Raw genomic sequence first — 21098 nt, 5'->3', positions numbered from 1 at the left:
CGAAGAGGCCGGCACAGGCAAACCCACGCCAGCACACACTTACAAGACCCCTGACCTATCCTTGCCCCACAGTCTCGGATCATCGCCCCCCCGGAGCCCCCATGATCCGCGCCACCCACGGACCAGGCCGCGCCCTGCTCGCCACCCTCGCCCTCTGCCCGGCCCTCAGCCAGGCCGACGAACCCGGCTGGTCGCTGCTCAGCCGCAATTACTTCCTGCACAGCGACTTCCGCTCGCCATCCGGTAACGGCCAGAACTACCGCCAGGAATGGGCCCAGGGTTTCATCGGCGACATCCGTTCCGGCTTCACCGAGGGCACCCTCGGCGTCGGTATCGATGCCCACGGTTTTCTCGGCTTCAAGCTCGACGGCGGTCGCGGCCATGCCGGTACCGGCCTGCTGCCGCGCGACAGTGATGGCCGCGCCGAGTCCGGCTACTCCAGTGCCGGCGCTGCACTCAAGCTGCGCCTGGGCGACACCCAGGTGCGCTACGGCGAGATGACCGTGGAAACCCCGGTGTTCGATACCGCCGACAAACGCCTGCACCCGGAATACGCCACCGGCTGGTTGCTGGAGAACCGCAGCCTGCCCGACTGGCGCCTGCAGGCCGGGCGCTTCACCGCGTTCAACAACCAGGACAACAGCGCTACCCATGATGATTTCAGTGGCTACGGCGCCAGCACCGCCAACCGCGCCATCAGCCTGGCCGGCGCCACCTTCGCGCCCCCAGGCCCATTCGGCGCTGCGCTGTACGCCGGGCAGTTGCAGGACACCTGGCGCCAGGCCTACCTCAACCTGAACCTCGCCGAGGGCAACTGGCGCCTGGACGGTAACCTGTACAAGACCCGCGACACCGGCAACGCCAGCGCCGGGGCGATCGACACCCTCGCCTACAGCTTGCTGGCCAGGTACAGCTTCGGCGCCCAGGCGCTGAGCCTGGGCTACCAGAAGGTCAAAGGCGATACCCCGTTCGACTTCGTCGGTGGCGACTCCATCTACCTGGCCAACTCGATCAAGTACGCCGACTTCAACGGCCCCGGCGAGCGCTCCTGGCAACTGCGCCATGACCTCGATTTCGCCACCCTCGGCGTGCCCGGCCTGAGCCTGATGGGCCGCTACGTCAGCGGCCGCGGCATCGACGGCAGCCACGCCCCGGCGCGCGGCGCCTACGTAGGCCAATATGGCAAGGGCGGCAAGCACTGGGAGCGCGACATCGACCTGAAATACGTGGTGCAGTCGGGGGCCGCCAAAGACTTGAGCCTGTCGCTCTCGCATGTCAGCCACCGCGCCAACCAGGCCCAGGCCGGCGATGACATCGATCGCCTCTACCTGATCATCGAATACCCACTCAAAGGCAGCTTCTGACATGAGCACTTCCCCTTCAGGCGCCTGGAGCCCGTTGCGCAACACCACCTTCCGCATGCTGTGGATCGCCACCATTGCCTCGAACATCGGCACCTGGATGCACGAGGTGGGCGCCGGCTGGCTGATGACCACGCTGTCGGCCAGCCCGTTGCACGTGGCGCTGATCCAGGTGGCCGGCTCGCTGCCGATGTTCTTCCTGGCCCTGCCGGCCGGCGCCGCAGCAGATATCGTCGACAAGCGCCGCTACCTGTTGCTGGTGCAGCTGTGGATGTCCGGCGTGGCCGTGGTGCTGGCGGCCTTGACCTTGCTCGGGCTGATGAACGTCGCCTTGCTGCTGGTACTGACCCTGGCGCTGGGCATCGGTACGGCACTGATGATGCCGGCGTGGAGCGCGCTGACGCCAGAGCTGGTAGGCAAGCAGGACCTGGCCAACGCAGTGGCGCTTTCCAGTGTCGGCATCAACGTATCCCGCGCCATCGGCCCGGCATTGGCGGGGTTGGTAGTGAGCATGGTCGGCCCATGGTTGACCTTTGCCCTGAATGCCGTCTCGTTCGCCGGCGTGATCCTGGTGTTGTTGCTGTGGAAACGCGAGGTGAAGGAGCCACTGCTGCCGGCCGAGCGCTTCATTGGCGCCATGCGCACCGGGCTGCGCTTTGCCCGCAGCGCCAAGCCGTTGCAGGCGGTGATGCTGCGCGCGCTGGCGTTCTTTTTCTGCGCCAGTGCCGGTACTTCACTACTGCCGCTGATCGTGCGTGGCGAGATGCGCGGCAGCGCAGCAGATTTCGGCTTGCTGTTGGCGGCCATCGGTATTGGCGCCGTAGCTGGCGCCACCTTGCTGCCACGCCTGCGCGAACGCATCAGCCGCGACCGTCTGGTGATGCTGGCCAGCCTGCTGTATGCCCTGTTCCTCTTGGCCCTGGCGCTGGTGCGCGACTTCTATGCACTACTCCCGGCGATGCTGCTCAGCGGCGCGGCGTGGATCGCCGTGCTGTCCAACCTGCAAGTGGCGGCGCAGACCGCGGTGCCGGCCTGGGTGCGAGCGCGGGCGTTGTCGGTATACATCCTGATCTTCTTTGGCGCCATGGCCGCTGGCGGGCTGCTGTGGGGCACGCTGGCCAGTCATGCATCGATCACCCTGAGCCTGCTGCTGGCCGCAGGCGGGCTGGCATTCGGCACCTTGCTGACCTGCAGGGTGACGCTGCCGGAAACCGAAGCCGAAGAGCTGACACCGTCGCTGCACTGGCCGGTGCCGGTGCTGAGCGACGACCTGGACCAGGACCATGGGCCAGTGATGGTCACCGTCGAATACCACATCGAACCGCCAAAGGCCGCAGCTTTCCAGCGGGCAGCACGGGAGCTGGAGGCGATGCGCAAGCGTAATGGCGCATTGTCGTGGGGGTTGATGCGCGACAGTGCCGATCCAGCGTTGTGGCTGGAGTTCTTCTTCGAGGAGTCGTGGCTGGAGCATCTGCGCCATCACCATCGGGTGACACGGGGCGAACTGAAGATCGAGGCGCGGGTGCGGATGCTGCAGACCGTTGGAGTGGAAGTGAAGATCCGGCATCTGCTGGCAGGCGGTGAGCACAAAGCTCACCATTGACGCCGGCACCGAAGGAGTGAAGAAGGGGCCCGATTACCGGCCCCTTTTTCACATCTGCTCAGCTTAGAAAGCGAAGCACGAACAACCCAGCGCGCCCCAGAAACCCTGGAAGTCATTCACCGGCACATTGGAGTGGCGCGCCTTCTCATGGCTGTGCGCATGCACCCCGCAAGGCCCGACGCACTGGTGCGCCACTGCCGCCAGCGATGGCGTACCCACGCGCCAGTGGCCCGGCACCTTGGTCACCGGCGACCACTCCGGCAGCACCGGCACCTGTGGCGGGCCGAGCTTGTCGAATTCTGCCGCGGCGTACACCACCTTGCCGTCGACCACGGTCAGCACCGACTCGATGCCCTTGATCGCTTCTTCGTCGACGCTGAAGAAGTCCAGCGACAATGCCGCCAGGTCGGCCAGTTGGCCCACCTTGATCTGCCCCTTCTTGCCCTGCTCGCTGGAGAACCAGGCGCTGCCCTGGGTAAACAGCTGCAATGCGGTGTCGCGACTGAGGCCTTCAGGGTACAGCTCCATGCCTCCGACGGTCTTGCCGCTGACCAGCCAGTACAACGAGGTCCATGGGTTGTAGCTGGACACGCGGGTGGCGTCGGTACCGGCACCCACCGGAACGCCCATGTCGAGCATGCGCTTGATCGGCGGGGTCTGTTCGGCAGCCTTGGCGCCGTAGCGGTCGACGAAGTATTCACCCTGGAAGGCCATGCGGTCCTGGATGGCGATACCACCGCCCAGCGCACGCACGCGTTCGATGTTGTGCGGGGTGATGGTTTCGGCATGGTCGAAGAACCACGGCAGGCCATTGAACGGAATGTCGCGGTTGACCTTCTCGAACACGTCGAGCATGCGCGTGATCGATTCGTTGTAGGTGGCATGCAGGCGGAATGGCCAGCGCTGCTCGACTAGGTGGCGCACCACCGGCTCCAGCTCTTGCTCCATGGTCTGCGGCAGGTCCGGGCGCGGCTCGAGGAAGTCCTCGAAGTCGGCGGCAGAGAACACCAGCATCTCGCCGGCGCCGTTATGGCGCAGGAAGTCGGTGCCGCTGTGCAGCTTGACGCTGGAGGTCCATTTACGGAAGTCGTCCAGCTCTTCCTTGGGCTTCTGGGTGAACAGGTTGTAGGCGATGCGCACGGTCAACTGGTTGTTGTCGGCCAGTTGCTGAATCACCTGATAGTCGTCCGGGAAGTTCTGGTAGCCACCACCGGCATCGATGGCGCTGGTCAGGCCCAGGCGGTTGAGTTCGCGCATGAACTGGCGGGTAGAGTTGACCTGGTACTCCAGCGGCAACTTCGGCCCCTTGGCCAGGGTGGCGTAGAGAATCATAGCGTTGGGGCGGGCGATCAACATGCCGGTCGGGTTGCCGAACTTGTCACGCTGGATCTCGCCACCCGGCGGGTTGGGCGTGTCCTTGGTGTAGCCGACGGCCTTGAGCGCAGCGCGGTTGAGCAATGCGCGATCATACAGGTGCAGCAGGAACACCGGCGTGTCCGGCGCGGCCTGGTTGATTTCTTCCAGGGTGGGCATGCGTTTTTCGGCGAACTGGAATTCGTTCCAGCCACCGACCACGCGCACCCACTGCGGGGTGGGCGTGCGCGCGGCCTGGTCCTTGAGCATGCGCAGGGCGTCGGCTACCGACGGCACGCCCTCCCAGCGCAGCTCCAGGTTGTAGTTCAGGCCACCACGGATCAGGTGCAGGTGCGAGTCGTTCAGGCCCGGAATGACCGTGCGCTGCCTGAGGTCGATGATTTGCGTGGAGGCGCCCTTGTGGGCCATGGCCTCGGCGTCGTTGCCCACGGCGATGAAACGGCCATCCTTGATGGCGACGGCGGTCGCGGTGGGCTTTTCACGATCAACGGTGCGCAGTTTGCCGTTGAACAGAATCAGGTCGGCGGTCATGGAACCTCCTTGAGTGGATGCGTAAGCGGAACCGGTAAAAGGCAATGCGGACCAGAGCGCGCCGGCGGCACCGAGCACGGTGCTGGTGGCGAGGAACTGGCGACGGGTCTTGTCGTTGCGGTCCTGGGACATGGTCTTCTCCGTCTGGTGAGGGCGCCGGCAGGCGCAACTGCGAAGCATGCCGGTGAGTGCAGGGCCAGGGCTTGGATGGATGTGCGGTGGGTTTAGAAGGTTAGCCCTGTTCAAGCTTTGTGCTGCCTGGGCAAGCCCCCGAATGCTGCCCACAATTACTTCTGCAGGAACGCCAACAGGTCCTCGTTCAGCTGCTGTGCATGCGTCACGGCAAACCCGTGCGGCGCCCCGGCATACACTTTCAGTTCAGCCCCACGAATCAGCTCCGCCGCCTGCTTGCCGGTGGTTTCCAGCGGCACGATCTGGTCGTCGTCGCCATGGATTACCAGCGTCGGCACATCGACCTTGGCCATGTCGGGGCGGAAGTCGGTCTCGGAAAACGCCGTCACGCAGTCCAGGGTGCCCTTGATCGACGCCATCAGCGCGATGTTCAAGGTTTGGGTCTGCACGCCCTGGGACACCTGCTGCCCATGGTTCAGGCCATAGAACGGCGTGGCAAAATCGGCGATGAACTGCGCCCGGTCGGCACGCAGACCGGCGCGGATACCTTCGAACACCGACAGGTCGACACCCTGCGGGTTGTCGTCACGCTTGCCGAAGATTGGCGTCACTGCCCCCAGCAAGACCAGGCCGGCCACACGCTCGCTACCGTGACGGGCGATGTAGCGGCTGACATCGCCACCGCCCATCGAGAAGCCCACCAGGGTCACGTCGCGCAGGTCGAGGTGCTCGATCAGCTGGGCAATATCGTCGGCGAACGTGTCGTAGTCGTAGCCACTCCACGGCTGGCTCGAACGGCCGAAGCCACGGCGGTCGAAGGCGATGGTGCGGTAACCGCGACTGGCCAGGAACTCCATCTGCGAATCCCACATGTCGGCATCCAGTGGCCAGCCATGGCTGAACAGCACGGGCTTGCCACTGCCCCAGTCCTTGAAGTAGATCGAGGTGCCATCGCGGGTAACGAACGTGCTCATGTCGGTATCTCCTTGAAAATGTAGAGGTGAAGGCTTGCTCAGCCGCGCAACCAGTTGGCGCAGCGACGGGTGACCCAGGGCATGATGTAGAACACCACAGGCAGGATGACGAACAGGTTGGTGATCAGGTTGCCGATGATCGCGCCGCCCAATTGCGGAAAGCGCACGAACAGCGGCGCCAGCAGATGCGGAATGACCAGGGTCATCGGGCAGATCACCAGGTAGGTCAGCAGCGCCTGCTTCCAGCGCGGCGGTTGCGCTACGCGGGTGTTCGGCGGGGTGAACCAGAACTCCGGGTCGTCATGCACCTGGGTGTGGTCACCGCCTTCGAGCAACGGCAGCACCTCGTTGACCAGTGCCTGGCGTTCGGTCGAATTGACCCAGGCCTGCAGCAGGCTGGCGTCGGCGAAACGCACCACCGTGGTGAAGTGCAGCCCGCCGTCGTCGGGGCGGATGACGTTGACGTCCAGGTGCCCCGGCTGTCGCCGAGCAGTACTGACCGTGCGCTTGAGCCAGGCTTCGTAGGCGGCCAGCGACGCGGCGCGGACCTTGTGCTGGATGACCAGGGTCACCACGTTGCGGTTGTCTTGGAATGCGGTGTTCATCGGCGTTCCTTGGGATGAGCTTGCCCGCATCCACTGTGCAACGGCGGACGGGCGGAGGATTGGACGGGTGTGCTGCACTGGCCGGGCACCGACTGGCGGTGCCCGGAACCGTGGCTTATTTGTTGGCGTTGAACGCGTTGTAGCTGGTCATCAGGTTGCGGTAGTCGGGGATGTGGTTGGAGCACAGCGCCGCCAGGCCTTCGATGTCGTTGCGCCAGTCGCGGTGCAGCTCGCAGGCTACGCCGAACCAGGTCATCAGCTGCGCACCAGCCTGGCTCATGCGGTCGTGCGCGGCGTCGCGGGTCATGGCGTTGAAGGTGCCGGAAGCGTCGGTCACCACGAACACGTCGAACTCTTCTTCCAGCGCCGCCAGCGCCGGGAAGGCTACACAGACCTCGGTCACCACACCGGCGATGATCAGTTGCTTCTTGCCGGTGGCCTTCACCGCCTTGACGAAGTCTTCGTTGTCCCAGGCGTTGATCTGGCCTGGGCGGGCGATGTACGGGGCATCCGGGAACAGCGCTTTCAGCTCGGGTACCAGCGGGCCGTTGGGGCCTTGCTCGAAGCTGGTGGTGAGGATGGTCGGCAGGTTGAAGAACTTGGCCAGGTCGGCCAGGGCCAGGACATTGTTCTTGAACGCGTCCGGCTCGATGTCGCGCACCAGCGACAGCAGGCCAGCCTGGTGGTCGACCAGCAGGACTGCGGCGTCGTCTTTGTTCAGGCGGTTGTATTTGAAGTTGGTCATGGTCGTAGCTCCGAAGGTGTTGAAGTCAGTAAGTTGGGTGTTTCGCGTTGATGGGAGAAGATTAAAACCATCACCTTTGGAGCGGTAGACAGCGTTTTTTGGCTTTAGCGTTCTGTTTTATGAACGATACATTGGCTTGGGTTTGCTGCCTTCTTCGCGGCTAAACCCGCTTCCGCACCTACTGCACTGGCTTTGCTATTTGCGCGATCCCTATGCAAGACAGGTTTGCAGGCGCCCATTGCCTGCAACGACAACCTGCTCTATTACTACCCACAGCCCTCCCCTGACACCCGAGACCTCCATGCTGGCGTTCATCCAGTCATACCTGCTGCTGCTCGGCATTGCCTTGATCCTGCTCGACCTTGTGCTCTGGCAGCTCATTCCCCTCCAGCACCGGGCCTGGCGCATCGGTGCGCGGCTGGTGCTGTTCCTGCTGTTCAGCTCGGTACTGGTGGCCGCCGGCATGAGCCCACTGCAACCGCCCCCCTGGGCCGACGATGTTTCACGCAACCTGTTGGCCACGGTATTGGCCATCGGCTGGTGGCTGTTCGGCGCGCGCACGGTAACGGTGGTGTTCGGCCTGTTGCTGGTGGCCCGTGGCAGCCACGGCGGGCGCTTGCTGCAGGATGTGCTGGGGGCGTTGATCTTCCTGGCCGCCGTGGTCGCCGCGGCAGGTTATGTGCTGCAACTGCCGGTGAAGGGGCTGCTGGCCACCTCCGGGGTGATGGCCATCGTCATCGGCCTGGCACTGCAAAGTACGTTGGCCGACGTCTTCAGTGGCATCATCCTGAACACCACGCGGCCCTACCAGATTGGCGATTCGATCTCGATTGACGGCACTGAAGGCAAGGTGCTGGAAATCGACTGGCGGGCTACCCGCTTGCTCACTGGCAGCGGCAGCCTGGCGGTGATCCCCAACTCGGTGGCAGCCAAGGCGCGGCTGCTCAACCACAGCCGCCCGGCTGACGTACACGGCGTATCGATCAGCGTGGTGGTGCCGGCCAAGGTGCGCCCCAAGCGGGTGTTCGATGCACTGGAAAAGGCCTTGCAGGGCGTCAGCGCCATTCTTGCCACGCCAAGACCGAAGGTCGCGGTGAAGGCGTCGACGCTGGAATCAGTGGAGTACGAGGCCAGCGGCTTCGTAGCCGACGCAGGCGTCAAGGGTGATGCGCGCAACCAGCTGTTCGACCTGGCGCACCGGCACCTGGAGGCCAGCGGGGTGATGTGGAACGTAGACCTGGCCATGCCGCCGCGCAGCCGTCAGCGCGAGGTGCTGGACGAAGTACGAGTGTTCCGCTCGCTGACCGATGAAGAACGCGATGCCCTGAGCCAGCGCATGACAGCGGTGGAATATCTGGCGGACCAGGTCATCCTGGGCGTGGGCGAGCAATCCGAGCACTTGCTGGTGATAGGCAGCGGCGTCGTATCGGCGTCGATCCGCGATGGCGACAGGCTGGTGGAGGCCGGGCGCATGGGGCCCGGTGAGGTGCTGGGGATCGAGGGCATCATCGATGAGGACGACTCGTTTGCCGAGTTCCGTACGTTGACCAGTTGCGTCCTGTATCGCATCGACAAGGAACAGGTAAAAAACTGCCTGGTGCAACGTGGCGAGGTGCAGGCAGCGTTTGGCAAGTTGCAGCGGTTCAGGCGGCAGAGCCGGGAGTCGCTGTTGCTGCAGAAGCCGGCTTCGATCAAGAGAGGCGGCTTCCTGAGCTGGTTGCACAAGTAAGCCTGTGCCGCCGCGCTCCTGCAAACCCGGCGCAGAGCTTACAGCACAACCCTCAGGCATTGCCCCGCGTGGTACAGCGAGAACCCGGACTCGTAGAACGCAGTGCGCAGAGAAGGCGCACTCACCCCCTTCATTGGCGAGAACGGAATCGGCAGGCTGCCCACCTCACCCTTCAGCAGGAATTCGGCAAATGCCCGACCGATCACGGTCCCGGTGGTATTGCCGCGCCCGTTGTAACCGGTGACTGCCACCAGCCCCGGTGCCGGCTCGAACAGGCGCATCAGGTGGTCGGGAGTGAAGTCGATGCAGCCGGTCCAGTGCATCTCCCATTCGACCTTGCCCAGTTCGGGGTAGTAGTGGCTCTGGATCCGGTCGGCCCAGCTGCGTACGAACCAGGCCGGCTTGTTGTCGACCCGGCCGAGGCTGCCCAACAGCAGGCGGCCCTGGTCGTCGCGGCGGATGCTGCTGAGCACGGTGCGGGTGTCCCACGAGCCCTGCCCATGCGGCAGTACCTTGTCGGCGGCAGCGCCATGCAACGGCTTGGACGCCACCTGGTAGTAGTAACCACGGAAGAACTGCTTCTGCAGGTTGCTCCAGTCGCCTTCGGTATAGGCACCGGTGGAAATCACCACCTTGTCGGCGCGCACCGAGCCACGTGCGGTCTTCACTCGCCAGGCATCGCCATCACGCTCCAGGCCTTCGACCGAGGACTGCTGGAACAGCTTGCCGCCCAGGCGCGCCACCGCAGCGGCCAGGCCCTGGGTGTAGCCCATCGGGTTGATGGTGCCGGCGCGGCGGTCGAGCAGCGCGGCGGAAATCTTGTCGGTGCCGCAGTATTCCTGGCATTGGGCGCCGGTCAGCAGCTCCACATCGGCACCCCGGCGGCGCCATTGCTCGTGGCGAGCTTGGAGGTCGGCGATGCCGGTGGCGTTGTGCGCCATGTGCAAGGTGCCTTTGTGCTGCGCCTGGCAGTCGATGCCAAGGCGCTCGATCATGGCAAACACTTCAGCCGGAGCCTCACCCAGCACCTTGTTCAGGCGGCTGCCCTGCTGCACGCCGAGGGTGGCTTCGACATCGTCAGGGCGAATCCAGGTGCCGGCGTTGACCAGGCCGACGTTGCGCCCGGAGCCGCCATGGCCGATCTTCCAGGCCTCCAGCAGGATCACCGACTTGCCCTGCTCGAGCAGGTGGATGGCCGCCGACAGGCCAGTAATGCCACCACCGATCACACAGACATCGGCCTTGTGCTCACCGGCCAGGGCCTGGATGGCGACGCTCGGTTCTGTGACGAATTCCCACAAGCATTGTTGACGCAGTTCGGACATGGCCCGGCTCCAGCAATTTGTTCTTGTTTGGGGCCGCGTTAGGGCCCATTCGCGGGCAAGCCCGCTCCCCCAGGATGTACACAGGTTTCGAAATCTGTGGGGACCTGTGGGAGCGGGCTTGCCCGCGAACCGGGGGCCAAGCCCCCGGCCATGCAGCATCAACCCATCAGTCGAACACGATACCCTGTGCCAGCGGCAGCTCGCGCGAGTAATTCACGGTGTTGGTCTGCCGACGCATGTAGCCTTTCCAGGCGTCGGAACCGGACTCACGGCCACCGCCGGTTTCCTTCTCGCCACCGAACGCACCACCGATCTCGGCACCGCTGGTGCCGATGTTGACGTTGGCGATACCGCAGTCGCTGCCCGAAGCACTCTGGAAGCGCTCGGCTTCACGGATGTCGGTGGTGAAGATGCACGACGACAGGCCTTGTGGCACTTCGTTGTTCAGGCGCAGGGCCTCTTCGAAATCGTCGTAGGCGAGCACGTACAGGATCGGTGCGAAGGTCTCGTGGCGCACCACGTCGCTCTGCGCCGGCATTTCGGCAATGGCAGGCGACACGTAGTAGGCGTTCGGGTACTGGTCGGCCAGCTGGCGCTCGCCGCCAAACACCTGGCCGCCTTCGTCACGGGCCTTGGCCAGCGCACCTTGCATGGCATCGAACGACTGCTTGTCGATCAGCGGGCCCACCAGGTTGTCCTTGCGTGGGTCGCCGATGCGCACCTTGCCGTAGGCGGCTTTGACGCGGGCAACCACTTCATCCTTGATCGAGCGATGCACGATCAGGCGGCGCAAGGTGGTGCAACGCTGGCCAGCGGTACCGACAGCGGAGAACAGGATGCCGCGCACGGCCAGGTCCAGGTCGGCACTCGGGGCCAGGATCATGGCGTTGTTGCCGCCCAGTTCCAGGATGCTGCGGCCGAAGCGGGCAGCCACGCGCGGGCCTACTTCACGGCCCATGCGGGTGCTGCCAGTGGCGCTGACCAGCGGGACGCGCGCGTCGTCGACCAGGGCTTCGCCAGCTTCACGGCCGCCGATCACCAGCTGCGCCAGCCCGGCCGGGGCATCGCCGAAGGCTTTCAGGGCTTTCTCGAACAGTGCCTGGCAGGCCAGGGCGGTCAGCGGAGTCTTTTCCGACGGTTTCCACACCACAGCGTTACCGGCGACCAGGGCCAGGGCGGCGTTCCAGGCCCAGACTGCGACCGGGAAGTTGAACGCACTGATCACACCGACCACACCCAGCGGGTGCCAGGTTTCACGCATGTGGTGGCCGGGGCGCTCGGAGGCGATGGTCAGGCCGTACAACTGGCGCGACAGGCCAACAGCGAAATCGCAAATGTCGATCATTTCCTGCACTTCGCCCAGGCCTTCCTGGGTGATCTTGCCGGCTTCGATCGATACCAGCTCGCCGAGGTCAGCCTTGTGCTCACGCAGCACTTCGCCGAACAGCCGCACCAGTTCGCCACGGCGCGGGGCCGGTACGCTGCGCCAGGCTTCGAAGGCGCCTTGCGCCTGGTCGATGCAAGCGATGGTCTCGGCCTTGCCGAGCAATTTCACCGAGGCGATCTGGCTGCCGTCGATCGGCGTGTGAACAGGGTAGTCGCCCTGGGTGTAAGCCTCGGCGGCAACGCCAAGGCGCTCGAGCAATCCAGCAACCATTGTGCTTCTCCTACATCGGGTGATGGGGTGGAAAAATGATATGGATCAGTATTAATCCGATCACATAGCTACAACAAACGACCTTTATTCCGCATATCATTCCGTCAGGTAATGATTTGAGCCGCAGAGACCGCTATGTCCAAACGCCTGGTGCCGTCCATGACTGCCCTGCAGTGCTTTGAAGCTGCAGCCCGCCATTTGAGTTTTACCCGTGCCGCCGAAGAACTGCACCTGACCCAGAGCGCGGTCAGCAAGCAGGTGGCGCAGCTGGAAGACATGCTGCGCCACCACCTGTTCCTGCGCATCCGCCGCCGCCTGCAGCTGACACCAGCCGGCAGCCTGTACCTGGCCGAGGTCAACAAGATCCTCACCCAGGTCGACATGTCCAGCCGCTACGTACTCACCTACGGCGAGCAGACCGAGATATTGAAGGTAGCCACCCAGCCGAGTTTCGGCGTGCGCTGGCTGATTCCGCACCTCAAGGGTTTTGGCAAGCGCCACGGCAATATCCACCTCGACATCCGCAACGAGATGGAGCCGTTCGCCTTGCTGCAGGGTTCGGCGGACGTGGTGTTCTTCTATGGCCAGGGCACTTGGCCAGGGGCCACCTGCATGGCGCTGTTCGGTGAAGAGGTGGTACCGGTGTGCGCACCGGAGCTACTGGCTGGCCGCGAACTGGTCGATGCCGGGCAACTGGCCGAACTGGTGTTGCTGCAAAGCACCTCGCGACCAGAGGCGTGGCACGAGTGGTTCCTGGAGCTGGGCCTGGAAAGCGTCAGCGCCTACCATGGTCCGCGCTTCGATACCTTCTATATGGCCTTGAGTGCGGCGCAGTCCGGGTGCGGGGTGGCATTGGTGCCACGCTACCTGGCGGCGAAGGAACTGGCCGAGGGTAGCCTGGTGATGCCGTGGAACCATGCGATGCCCAGTGCCGGGGCGCATTACCTGGCGTATGCCGAGCATGCAGCGGAGGTACCCAAGGTCCGGGCATTGGTGGAGTGGATTCGCGAGCAGCTTGCGGATTGAGACTGCCAGGGGCGCTTGGCGGCCCTTAGATCGATCAAAAAAGGAATGACACACTCACTTTTTTTCGCTTGTAAGCCAAGTGCATTCCCCGCTTTCATGTAAGCGTCCGAACCCAACCAGGAAGCTAGCGATGCCCGCCCACGATTTCGTCAGCCCCGACAACATCCGCGCGCAGTTCTCCGCCGCCATGTCGCTCATGTACAAACAGGAAGTGCCCCTGTACGGCACGCTGCTGGAGCTGGTGAGCGAAATCAACCAGCAGGTCATGGCCCGGCAACCCGAAGTCGCCGAGGCCCTGCGCTGGACCGGCGAGATCGAACGGCTGGATCAGGAGCGCCACGGGGCCATCCGCGTCGGCACCGCGCAAGAGCTGGCAACCATTGCCCGCTTGTTCGCAGTGATGGGCATGCAGCCGGTTGGCTACTACGACCTGAGCTCCGCCGGGGTGCCGGTTCATTCCACCGCCTTCCGCGCGGTGCACGAACAGTCACTGCACGTCAGCCCGTTCCGCGTATTCACCTCGCTGCTGCGCCTGGAACTGATCGACAACCCGCAACTGCGCGCGCTGGCAGAGAGCATCCTGGCCAAACGCAAGATCTTCACTGACCGCGCCCTTGAACTGATTGCCCAGTGCGAACGTGACGGTGGCCTGAACGCGGCAGATGCCGAGGCATTCGTGCAGGAAGCGCTGCACACCTTCCGTTGGCACCATGACGCCACCGTCACTGCCGAGCAGTACCAGCAGCTGCACGACCAGCATCGCCTGATCGCCGACGTGGTGGCCTTCAAGGGCCCGCACATCAACCACCTGACCCCGCGCACGCTGGACATCGATGCGATCCAGGCCGGCATGCCGGCCAAGGGCATCCCGCCGAAGGCCGTGGTCGAGGGCCCGCCCACCCGCCGCCATCCGATCCTGCTGCGCCAGACCAGCTTCAAGGCCCTGCAGGAAAAGGTCGCCTTCAGCGACCAGCAGGGCAGCGAAGGCAGCCACACCGCGCGCTTCGGCGAAATCGAACAGCGCGGTGCGGCCCTGACGCCGAAAGGCCGCCAGCTGTACGACAAGCTGCTCGATGCCACTCGAGCCGCCCTGGGTGGCGTGCCGGCCGAGGCCAATGCCGAACGCTACATGGCGCTGCTGAAGGAGACCTTCGCCGAGTTCCCGGACGACCTGGCACAGATGCGCCAGCAGGGGCTGGCGTACTTCCGTTACTTCGCCACCGAGAAAGGCCTGGCCGCGCGTGACCAGGATGACCGCCCGAGCACTCTGGAAGGGCTGATCGAAGCCGGTCATGTGCACTACGAAGCGCTGGTTTACGAGGACTTCCTGCCGGTGAGTGCGGCAGGGATCTTCCAGTCCAACCTGGGTGACGATGCGCACGCCGAATACGGCAGCAATGCCAACCGCGCTGCGTTCGAAGCGGCGCTGGGCATGCAGGTGCAGGACGAGCTGGCCCTGTATGCGCTGAGCGAGCGACGGTCGCTGCAGGCCTGTGCGCAGGCGTTGAACCTGGGTTCGATGTAAGGTCTCAGATTGTCGGGGCGCTCTGCGCCCCTTGCGGTTTCAGCGGAAGCGGTCCACTTCCTGGCGCAACTGTGCCGCCAACCCTTCCAGTTCACGCGCGGTGAAGGCCAGCTCATTAGCCACTTCGCGTTGCTCGCCGTTGGCCTGGGCAATGCTCTGCAAGTTGCGACTGAGCAACGTCGCGGTGCTGCTCTGCTCCTGGGTCGCCGTGCTGATTACAGCAAACTGCTCACCGGCCGCACGGCTCTGCTCGTCGATACGCGCCAACGCCTGGGCCACCTTGTCGTTGCGTTCCAGGCCTTCCTGCATCAGCTGGTTGCCTTGCTCCAGCGTGGTGATGGCGTGGCCGGTCTGCTGCTGGATGCTGGTGATCATGCTGGAAATCTCGTCCGTGGCCTGACGGGTTCGTGCGGCCAGCCCCCGCACTTCGTCGGCCACCACGGCAAAGCCACGCCCCTGCTCGCCGGCACGGGCCGCCTCGATGGCAGCGTTCAAAGCCAGCAGGTTGGTCTGCTCGGCGATCGCGGTGATCACGCTGATGATGCCGCCAATTTCCTGTGAGCGAGCCCCCAGGCTGTCCATCACCGTGGCGGTACCGCCAAGCGCCTCGGCAATCTGCGTCAGCGAGCGCGACGCCTCGTCCATGGCATTGCGGCCGATGCGGGTCTGCTGGGCGTTGTCACGGGCCATGCGCTCGGTGCCGGCCATGTTGTCGGCGATGTTCATCGAGGTGGCGCTGAACTCTTCCACCGCGCCGGCCATGCTGGTGATTTCGCCGGACTGCTGGTCCATGCCCTCGCACGCGCCGGCCGACAGGCCGGCCAGCGAGCGTGCACGGGTACTGACCTGCTCGGAGGCGCCGCGGATATGCTCGACCATGGTCGCCAATGCTTCGCCCATCTTGTTGAAGCTGCGCGCCAGCTGGCCGATCTCGTCATCGCTGGTCACGCTCAGGCGTGCCCCCAGGTCTCCCGCCCCAAGCGCTTCTGCCTGGCGCACCAGGTCATCCAGCGGGCGCAGCTTGCGGCGCAACAGCCATAGCGTGGCGGCAACAGCCAGCAGCATCGCCAGCAGGCTGCCGACGGCCAGGCGCAGGCCAACGCTCCAGGTCACCTGGCGAATCTCTGCCATCGGCATGCTGGCGACCACGGTCCAGGGCCCTTCGGCGAAGGGGGCGGTGGCGCTGTACAACTGCTGATCGGCATTGGCCGGTGGTACCAGCCAGGCGCCCTTCTCGTCGCGCAAGGCCAACGAGCCGGTCTGGCCAATGCGGAAACGCGCCAAGTTGGCGAACTGGGCATTCTGCGCGTCGGTGTAGTCGAAGCCGACGAACAGCACGGCGATCACCCGGCCGCTGGCATCGGTCACCGGTACATAGCGGGTCATGTAGTTGCGCTCGAACAGCACGGCGCGGCCCACATACATCTGCCCGGCCAGCAGTCGCGCATAGGCCGGGTGCTGGCGATCGAGCAGGGTACCGATGGCACGGCTGCCGTCCTGCTTCTTCAGGTTGGTGCTGATGCGCACGAAATCGTCACCGCTGCGCACGAACAGCGTGGCGATGCCGGCGGTCATCTGCTGGAAATCATCGACCACCTGGAAGTCGTTGTTCAGCAGCTGGTTACCCAGGTACAGGGCAGGCGTGGCCTGGCCGGCGACCTGCACGGTCTCGCCTGCATGCAGCGACAGGCCCGAGGCGAAGCGCCGCTCGAACAGCCCGCTGAGGCGCTGGGTGTTGTCCTTGAGCGAGCCGTGGAAGGTGTCAAGCTGGTCGGCCAGCAAACGCGCCTCGCTGGCCAGGTGGGCCTGGCGGGTGGCGAGGTTGGCATCGTCCAGCGAGCGCAAGGCGAACAGGGTACTGCCGGAAATCACCAGCGCCAGCACGATGGCGAGGGCAACCCCCAGTTGCGAGGCGATTCGGGCACGCGGTTGAGACATGGTCAAGCTCCTGGCAAGAGGCCGGGATCGTCCTGATCACGTGGGCCACCCGCTTGTTGTCGTCGGGAAGCGCGCCCTCTTCCGGGACGCTGGTGCCACTTGATCGGCGTCGCCGGGGAATACTTGAGTGTCGGACCGGGATATTCGCAAACCTTTGCGCCTGGCATTCAAAGCGACGGCAGGATTTGCACATCGGGCAGATCCACCGCCGCCGCTTCCTCCTGCAGGAACCGGCTCAGGCGCCGCAAGCGCTCCCCACCCGGGCGGGTGCGCGGCCACACCATGTAATAGTCCATGCCGCTGGGAACGGCGGTCGGCCACGGCAGGCTCAGGCGCCCCTGCGCCACGTCCTCGGCGACCATCAGCAGGTCTCCCATGGAGATGCCGTAGCCACGCGCGGCCGCGATCATGCCGAGTTCCAGGGTATCGAATACCTGCCCGCCCTTGAGCGAAACCTGGTTAGCGAGCCCCATGCGCTCGAGCCAGGCACGCCAGTCGCGCTTGTCCGGCGTCGGGTGCAGCAGCTCGATGCCGGCCAGCCGGCGTTCGTCCCATGGGCCATCTGCGAGCAGGTCCGGCGCCCCTACCGGGATCAGCAGTTCGGCGAACAACCGGCGCACCTCCCAGTCCGGCGGGAACACGCCGTCGCTGAGCAGCACCGCACAGTCGAACGGTTCGTTGCTGAAGTCCACATGGTCAACGTCCATCCAGGCACTGGTCAGCTGAACTTCGTTGCCGGGTTGCAGGTGCCGGAAGCGGCTCAGCCGCGCCAGCAGCCAGCGCATGGTCAGGGTCGAAGGCGCCTTCATGCGCAGGATTCCGTCTTCGCCACGCAAGCTATCGCAGGCCCGCTCCAGTGCGGCGAAGCCTTCCCGCACGCCTGGCAGCAGCACCCGCGCTGCTTCGGTCAGTTGCAGGCTGCGGCCGTTGCGCATGAACAGGCGACAGGCGAAATGGTCTTCCAGTGTACGGATATGCCGGCTGACCGCACTCTGGGTGATCGACAACTCCTCACCGGCACGGGTGAACGAACTCAGCCGGGCGGCGGCTTCGAATGCGCGCAAGGCATACAACGGAGGGAGCTGACGTGACATGAGGCACCTGCCATGCGGGGAAACGGATCACCGGCAAGCATATATGCATGAGTCATACTCATGCCAACGATCGCTTTTATCCTTTTGTGCAAAGTTGACCAAAGCCCCAGAATCGCCCTTCGTTGATCGCCCCGAAAAAAGGATCGTCCCATGCATGTCGCGCCCACTACAGAACTGAAGGCTTTGTTGCGCCTGGCCGGGCCACTGATCGCCTCGCAACTGGCGCACATGCTGATGGTGCTCACCGACACCCTGATGATGGCGCGCATCAGCCCGCAGGCTTTGGCCGGCGGCGGCCTGGGTGCGGCGAGCTATTCGTTCGTCTCGATCTTCTGCCTGGGCGTGATCGCTGCAGTCGGCACGCTGGTGGCGATCCGCAAGGGTGCCAACGACATCGACGGCGCCACGCGCCTGGCGCAGAACGGCCTGTGGCTGGCCTGGGGCCTGGCGCTGTGCGCCGGTCTGGTGCTGTGGAACCTAGAGCCGGTGCTGTTGCTGTTCGGGCAAAAACCCGAAAACGTCGCTTCGGCCGCCGAATTCCTCACCCTGCTGCCGCTGGCCCTGCCCGGCTACCTGACCTTCATGGCCTTGCGCGGCTTCACCAGCGCCCTGGGCCGCTCGACCCCGGTGATGGTCATCAGCCTGGTGGGCACGGTGCTCAACTACCTGCTCAACGTGGCGCTGATCGAAGGCATGTTCGGCCTGCCCAAGCTGGGCCTGATGGGCATCGGCCTGGTCACCGCAGTAGTATCTATGGGCATGGCCATCGCCCTGGCGCTGTACATCCGCTGGCACCCGGCCTATGCCGCCTACCCGCTGCGCAAGGGCCTGTCGCGCCCGTCGCTGCCGGCCTTGCGCGAACTGTGGCGGCTGGGCTTGCCGATTGGTGGTACCTACATGGTGGAAGTCGGCCTGTTCGCCTTCGCCGCGCTGTGCATGGGCGTGCTGGGCAGTACCGAGCTGGCGGCGCACCAGATCGCCCTGCAGATCGTTTCCACGGCGTTCATGGTGCCGACCGGCTTGTCGTACGCGGTGACCATGCGGGTGGGGCTGTACTTCGGCGCCGGCAACCTGTTGGCGGCGCGCAGCGCCGGGCGGGTGGGCATCGGCTTCGGGGCGATGATCATGTTCGCCTTCGCCGCGTTGTTCTGGCTGCTGCCCGATGCGCTGGTGGGGCTGTTCATCGACTGCAACGACCCGGCTTTCGCCGCGATCTTCCAGCTGGCGGTGCAGCTGCTGGCGGTGGCGGCATGGTTCGAGCTGTTCGACGGCATGCAGACCATCGCCATGGGTTCGATCCGCGGGCTGAAGGACGCCAAGACCACCTTCCTGATCGGGCTGGTGTGCTATTGGCTGGTGGGGGCACCGAGCGCCTGGCTGTTCACCTTTACCCTGGGCGGTGGCGCGGTCGGGGTGTGGTGGGGGCTGGCGCTGGGGCTGGCGTGTGCGGCGGTGGCCCTGACCTTTGGCTTTGAGTGGCGGATGAAGCGGTTGCTGGGGAAGGCCGGGCTGGCTGACAGGTCTGCAGTGTCTATATGACCGTTGGGGCTGCTTTGCAGCCCATGCCTCGCGATGGAGGGCGAAGCCCTCCCCCAGGTTGTCACAGACTGACCAGCTTCGGCTTGCTGTAATCCAGCAAGAACTCCATCAACTCGCCCACCGGCAGCGGCTTGCTGACCAAAAACCCTTGCACCTGGTCACAACCGAACCCGCGCAACAAGGCCAGTTGCTCTTCACTCTCTACCCCCTCGGCAACCACCTCGAGGTTGAGGTTGTGCGCCAGGTTGATCATGGCGTGCACCAGCTTGCGGTTCTCCTCACGCATTTCCATTTCGGCCACAAAGCTGCGGTCCACCTTGAGCAAGGTGATCGGCAGGCTGTTGAGGTGTACGAACGAAGAGAACCCGGTGCCGAAGTCATCAAGCGAGAAACGAACGCCCAGGCGCCCCAGGGCATCCATGGTCTGGCGTACCAGCTCGTTGCGGCGCATCACTGCTGTTTCGGTCAGTTCGAATTCCAGCCAGCGGGCATCGACACCATGCTCGATAATCAGGCGGCTCAGGGTCGCCAGCAACTGGCTGTCCTGGAACTGCCGGAAACTCAGGTTGACCGCCATGTGCAGCGGCTCCAGCCCGCCCTCGCACAGCGCCTGCATGTCACGCAGGGCACGGGAAATGACCCAGTAGCCCAACGGTACGATCAGCCCGCTCTGCTCGGCCAGCGGCACGAACTCGCTGGGCGGCAACAGGCCACGCTCGGCGTGGCGCCAGCGCACCAGCGCCTCCAGGCCGACGATGCGCCCGTCGGCCAGGTTCAGTCGGGGCTGGTAGTGCAGCTCCAGCTCGTCACGGCGCAAGGCGCGACGCAGTTCGCTCTCCAAATCGGCAAGGCTGCGGGCATTGCGGTTGATGCGCTCGTTGAACACGTGGAAAGTACAGCCCTGGCTACCCTTGGCCTGGCGCATGGCAATGTGCGCATGCCACATCAGCGGGTCGGCCCCGCCCTGGACACGCGCATGGGCCAGGCCCAGGCTGCAACCCAGCAGCAGGCTTTCGCCGTCGATCCAGTACGGCTCGGCCAACGCTTCGACAATGCGCTCGGCAATCCACTCGGCGCGGTTGGCGTCACGGCGGGTGTCGATCAGCAGGGCAAATTCATCACTGCCCAGGCGGGCCAGCTGGTCGCCCGCCTCCAGCTGCTGCTTCAGGCGGGCCACCACTTGCAGGATCAGGCGGTCACCGCTCTGGTGGCCAAGCGCATCATTGACGTGGCGGAAGTTGTCCAGGTCCAGATGGCCCAGAGCAACGCCACGGCCTTCGTTCTCGGCCAGGCGCGCGGTGAGCAAGGCCTGGAAGCCCTGGCGGTTGGCGATGCCGGTCAATGGGTCCTGCTCGGCCAGGCGTTGCAAGGTGGCCACCAGCACGCCGCGCTCGCGGACATGGCGCAGCGAGCGGCGCAAGGTGTCGGCATTGAGTTGTTCGCGCACCAGCCAATCGCTGACGGCGCTGGGTGGCAGCTCGGGCTCGTGCTCGAGCAGCAGGATGGTCGGCAGGTCGCAACGCGCGGGTGCCGGCTGTAGCGCCGGGGTCGCGAGTACGACAGCCTGGCGGTCATGGCTGAACAGGCTGTCTACCGCCTCCCAGTTGGGCGCAGTCAGTAGCACTGCAGTACCGTCCAATGCCTGCACGCAGTCGCGCAGCAATACGGTCCATTCCGGCTCATCAGCCAACAGCAGCAAACGCAGAGGTTCGACAGGCGTGGACAAGCGGGCTCCTTAGGGCTTCACGGTGCAACGGAAGAGTTCGGGTATGCTACTGCACAAATGAGAATGATTTTTAAATTTGTGAGCGCAAAAGCTGTCGTAGCGTCCCGACGCATTTTGTCGTGCATCCTGCGCGAAACGGACTCAGCCGGCAAATACGTTTTTTTCAGTACCTTGCATTAGTCGCACTAATACCGGGGCTCCCACAAAAGTCTGA

The 21098-nt window shown here is 64.6% G+C and carries 15 protein-coding genes and 1 pseudogene; 6 read left to right on the top strand and 10 right to left on the bottom strand.

Annotated elements, in window-relative coordinates; translation table 11 throughout:
* Positions 1-101 precede the first annotated feature (101 nt).
* Positions 102-1364 carry an OprD family porin gene (locus B4L76_RS20895; protein ID WP_296235035.1) on the top strand — a complete coding sequence of 421 codons (1263 nt, stop codon included), beginning with the start codon at positions 102-104 and terminating at the stop codon, positions 1362-1364.
* A gap of 1 nt (position 1365) precedes the next feature.
* Positions 1366-2964: an MFS transporter gene (locus tag B4L76_RS20890; RefSeq protein WP_296235034.1), complete on the top strand. Its 1599-nt coding sequence runs from the start codon at positions 1366-1368 to the stop codon at positions 2962-2964.
* A gap of 63 nt (positions 2965-3027) precedes the next feature.
* Here B4L76_RS20890 and B4L76_RS20885 read toward each other — a convergent pair whose 3' ends face one another.
* The 4 genes from B4L76_RS20885 to ycaC form a co-directional block, all read right to left on the bottom strand.
* Complete coding sequence (locus B4L76_RS20885) at positions 3028-4869, bottom strand: amidohydrolase (protein ID WP_296235038.1); 1842 nt, start codon at positions 4867-4869, stop codon at positions 3028-3030.
* Between the two features lie 287 nt (positions 4870-5156).
* Positions 5157-5975 carry an alpha/beta fold hydrolase gene (locus tag B4L76_RS20880; protein WP_296235033.1) on the bottom strand — a complete coding sequence of 273 codons (819 nt, stop codon included), beginning with the start codon at positions 5973-5975 and terminating at the stop codon, positions 5157-5159.
* Between the two features lie 38 nt (positions 5976-6013).
* A complete protein-coding gene (locus B4L76_RS20875; protein ID WP_296235032.1) occupies positions 6014-6580 on the bottom strand; it encodes an antibiotic biosynthesis monooxygenase in 567 nt (188 codons plus the stop codon).
* A gap of 115 nt (positions 6581-6695) precedes the next feature.
* Positions 6696-7325 carry an isochorismate family cysteine hydrolase YcaC gene (gene ycaC, locus B4L76_RS20870; RefSeq protein WP_110639869.1) on the bottom strand — a complete coding sequence of 210 codons (630 nt, stop codon included), beginning with the start codon at positions 7323-7325 and terminating at the stop codon, positions 6696-6698.
* Positions 7326-7626: 301 nt separating this feature from the next.
* Here ycaC and B4L76_RS20865 point away from each other — a divergent pair, with 301 nt between their 5' ends.
* Positions 7627-9054 carry a mechanosensitive ion channel family protein gene (locus B4L76_RS20865; RefSeq protein WP_296235031.1) on the top strand — a complete coding sequence of 476 codons (1428 nt, stop codon included), beginning with the start codon at positions 7627-7629 and terminating at the stop codon, positions 9052-9054.
* A gap of 38 nt (positions 9055-9092) precedes the next feature.
* On the opposite strand, the gene B4L76_RS20860 is transcribed toward B4L76_RS20865, so the two are convergent.
* Positions 9093-10379: an NAD(P)/FAD-dependent oxidoreductase gene (locus B4L76_RS20860; protein WP_296235030.1), complete on the bottom strand. Its 1287-nt coding sequence runs from the start codon at positions 10377-10379 to the stop codon at positions 9093-9095.
* Between the two features lie 166 nt (positions 10380-10545).
* Positions 10546-12036 (bottom strand): aldehyde dehydrogenase family protein, encoded by a 1491-nt coding sequence (locus B4L76_RS20855; RefSeq protein ID WP_296235029.1) that lies wholly within the window; start codon positions 12034-12036, stop codon positions 10546-10548.
* A 135-nt stretch (positions 12037-12171) separates the two neighbouring features.
* Between B4L76_RS20855 and B4L76_RS20850 the strand changes: the two genes are divergently transcribed.
* The gene (locus B4L76_RS20850; RefSeq protein WP_296235028.1) at positions 12172-13062 is read left to right on the top strand and encodes a LysR family transcriptional regulator; all 891 of its coding nucleotides are present in this window, start codon (positions 12172-12174) and stop codon (positions 13060-13062) included.
* Positions 13063-13192: 130 nt separating this feature from the next.
* On the top strand, positions 13193-14587 hold the full coding sequence (hglS, locus tag B4L76_RS20845; RefSeq protein ID WP_296235027.1) for a 2-oxoadipate dioxygenase/decarboxylase HglS: 1395 nt from the start codon (positions 13193-13195) through the stop codon (positions 14585-14587).
* A gap of 39 nt (positions 14588-14626) precedes the next feature.
* Here hglS and B4L76_RS24450 read toward each other — a convergent pair whose 3' ends face one another.
* The 3 genes and pseudogenes from B4L76_RS24450 to B4L76_RS20835 all read right to left on the bottom strand — a co-directional run bounded on the left by B4L76_RS24450 (position 14627) and on the right by B4L76_RS20835 (position 17619).
* Complete coding sequence (locus B4L76_RS24450) at positions 14627-15349, bottom strand: methyl-accepting chemotaxis protein (protein ID WP_414707249.1); 723 nt, start codon at positions 15347-15349, stop codon at positions 14627-14629.
* A 135-nt stretch (positions 15350-15484) separates the two neighbouring features.
* A pseudogene (locus B4L76_RS24445) lies at positions 15485-16525 on the bottom strand (Cache 3/Cache 2 fusion domain-containing protein); the annotation flags it as partial.
* 167 nt (positions 16526-16692) lie between these two features.
* Positions 16693-17619 carry a LysR substrate-binding domain-containing protein gene (locus B4L76_RS20835; RefSeq protein WP_296235025.1) on the bottom strand — a complete coding sequence of 309 codons (927 nt, stop codon included), beginning with the start codon at positions 17617-17619 and terminating at the stop codon, positions 16693-16695.
* A gap of 150 nt (positions 17620-17769) precedes the next feature.
* Between B4L76_RS20835 and B4L76_RS20830 the strand changes: the two genes are divergently transcribed.
* Positions 17770-19158, top strand: a complete 1389-nt coding sequence (locus B4L76_RS20830; RefSeq protein WP_296235024.1) for a NorM family multidrug efflux MATE transporter — start codon at positions 17770-17772, stop codon at positions 19156-19158.
* A gap of 61 nt (positions 19159-19219) precedes the next feature.
* Here the strand turns inward: B4L76_RS20830 and B4L76_RS20825 are convergent, their stop codons facing one another.
* On the bottom strand, positions 19220-20884 hold the full coding sequence (locus B4L76_RS20825) for a putative bifunctional diguanylate cyclase/phosphodiesterase (protein WP_296235023.1): 1665 nt from the start codon (positions 20882-20884) through the stop codon (positions 19220-19222).
* Between the last annotated feature and the right edge of the window lie 214 nt (positions 20885-21098).

The sequence above is a fragment of the Pseudomonas sp. UBA4617 genome (assembly GCF_002386445.1).
In the GTDB taxonomy this organism is placed as follows: domain Bacteria; phylum Pseudomonadota; class Gammaproteobacteria; order Pseudomonadales; family Pseudomonadaceae; genus Aquipseudomonas.
This window is presented reverse-complemented; position numbering and strand designations above follow the sequence as displayed.

What these genes read in the sequence shown, in the direction of transcription:
- B4L76_RS20895 (WP_296235035.1), top strand. Translation starts at nt 102, where the DNA reads ATGATCCGCGCCACCCACGGACCAGGCCGCGCCCTGCTCGCCACCCTC.
- B4L76_RS20890 (WP_296235034.1), top strand. Translation starts at nt 1,366, where the DNA reads ATGAGCACTTCCCCTTCAGGCGCCTGGAGCCCGTTGCGCAACACCACC.
- B4L76_RS20885 (WP_296235038.1), bottom strand. Translation starts at nt 4,869, where the DNA reads ATGACCGCCGACCTGATTCTGTTCAACGGCAAACTGCGCACCGTTGAT.
- B4L76_RS20880 (WP_296235033.1), bottom strand. Translation starts at nt 5,975, where the DNA reads ATGAGCACGTTCGTTACCCGCGATGGCACCTCGATCTACTTCAAGGAC.
- B4L76_RS20875 (WP_296235032.1), bottom strand. Translation starts at nt 6,580, where the DNA reads ATGAACACCGCATTCCAAGACAACCGCAACGTGGTGACCCTGGTCATC.
- ycaC (WP_110639869.1), bottom strand. Translation starts at nt 7,325, where the DNA reads ATGACCAACTTCAAATACAACCGCCTGAACAAAGACGACGCCGCAGTC.
- B4L76_RS20865 (WP_296235031.1), top strand. Translation starts at nt 7,627, where the DNA reads ATGCTGGCGTTCATCCAGTCATACCTGCTGCTGCTCGGCATTGCCTTG.
- B4L76_RS20860 (WP_296235030.1), bottom strand. Translation starts at nt 10,379, where the DNA reads ATGTCCGAACTGCGTCAACAATGCTTGTGGGAATTCGTCACAGAACCG.
- B4L76_RS20855 (WP_296235029.1), bottom strand. Translation starts at nt 12,036, where the DNA reads ATGGTTGCTGGATTGCTCGAGCGCCTTGGCGTTGCCGCCGAGGCTTAC.
- B4L76_RS20850 (WP_296235028.1), top strand. Translation starts at nt 12,172, where the DNA reads ATGTCCAAACGCCTGGTGCCGTCCATGACTGCCCTGCAGTGCTTTGAA.
- hglS (WP_296235027.1), top strand. Translation starts at nt 13,193, where the DNA reads ATGCCCGCCCACGATTTCGTCAGCCCCGACAACATCCGCGCGCAGTTC.
- B4L76_RS24450 (WP_414707249.1), bottom strand. Translation starts at nt 15,349, where the DNA reads ATGGCCGGCGCGGTGGAAGAGTTCAGCGCCACCTCGATGAACATCGCC.
- B4L76_RS20835 (WP_296235025.1), bottom strand. Translation starts at nt 17,619, where the DNA reads ATGTCACGTCAGCTCCCTCCGTTGTATGCCTTGCGCGCATTCGAAGCC.
- B4L76_RS20830 (WP_296235024.1), top strand. Translation starts at nt 17,770, where the DNA reads ATGCATGTCGCGCCCACTACAGAACTGAAGGCTTTGTTGCGCCTGGCC.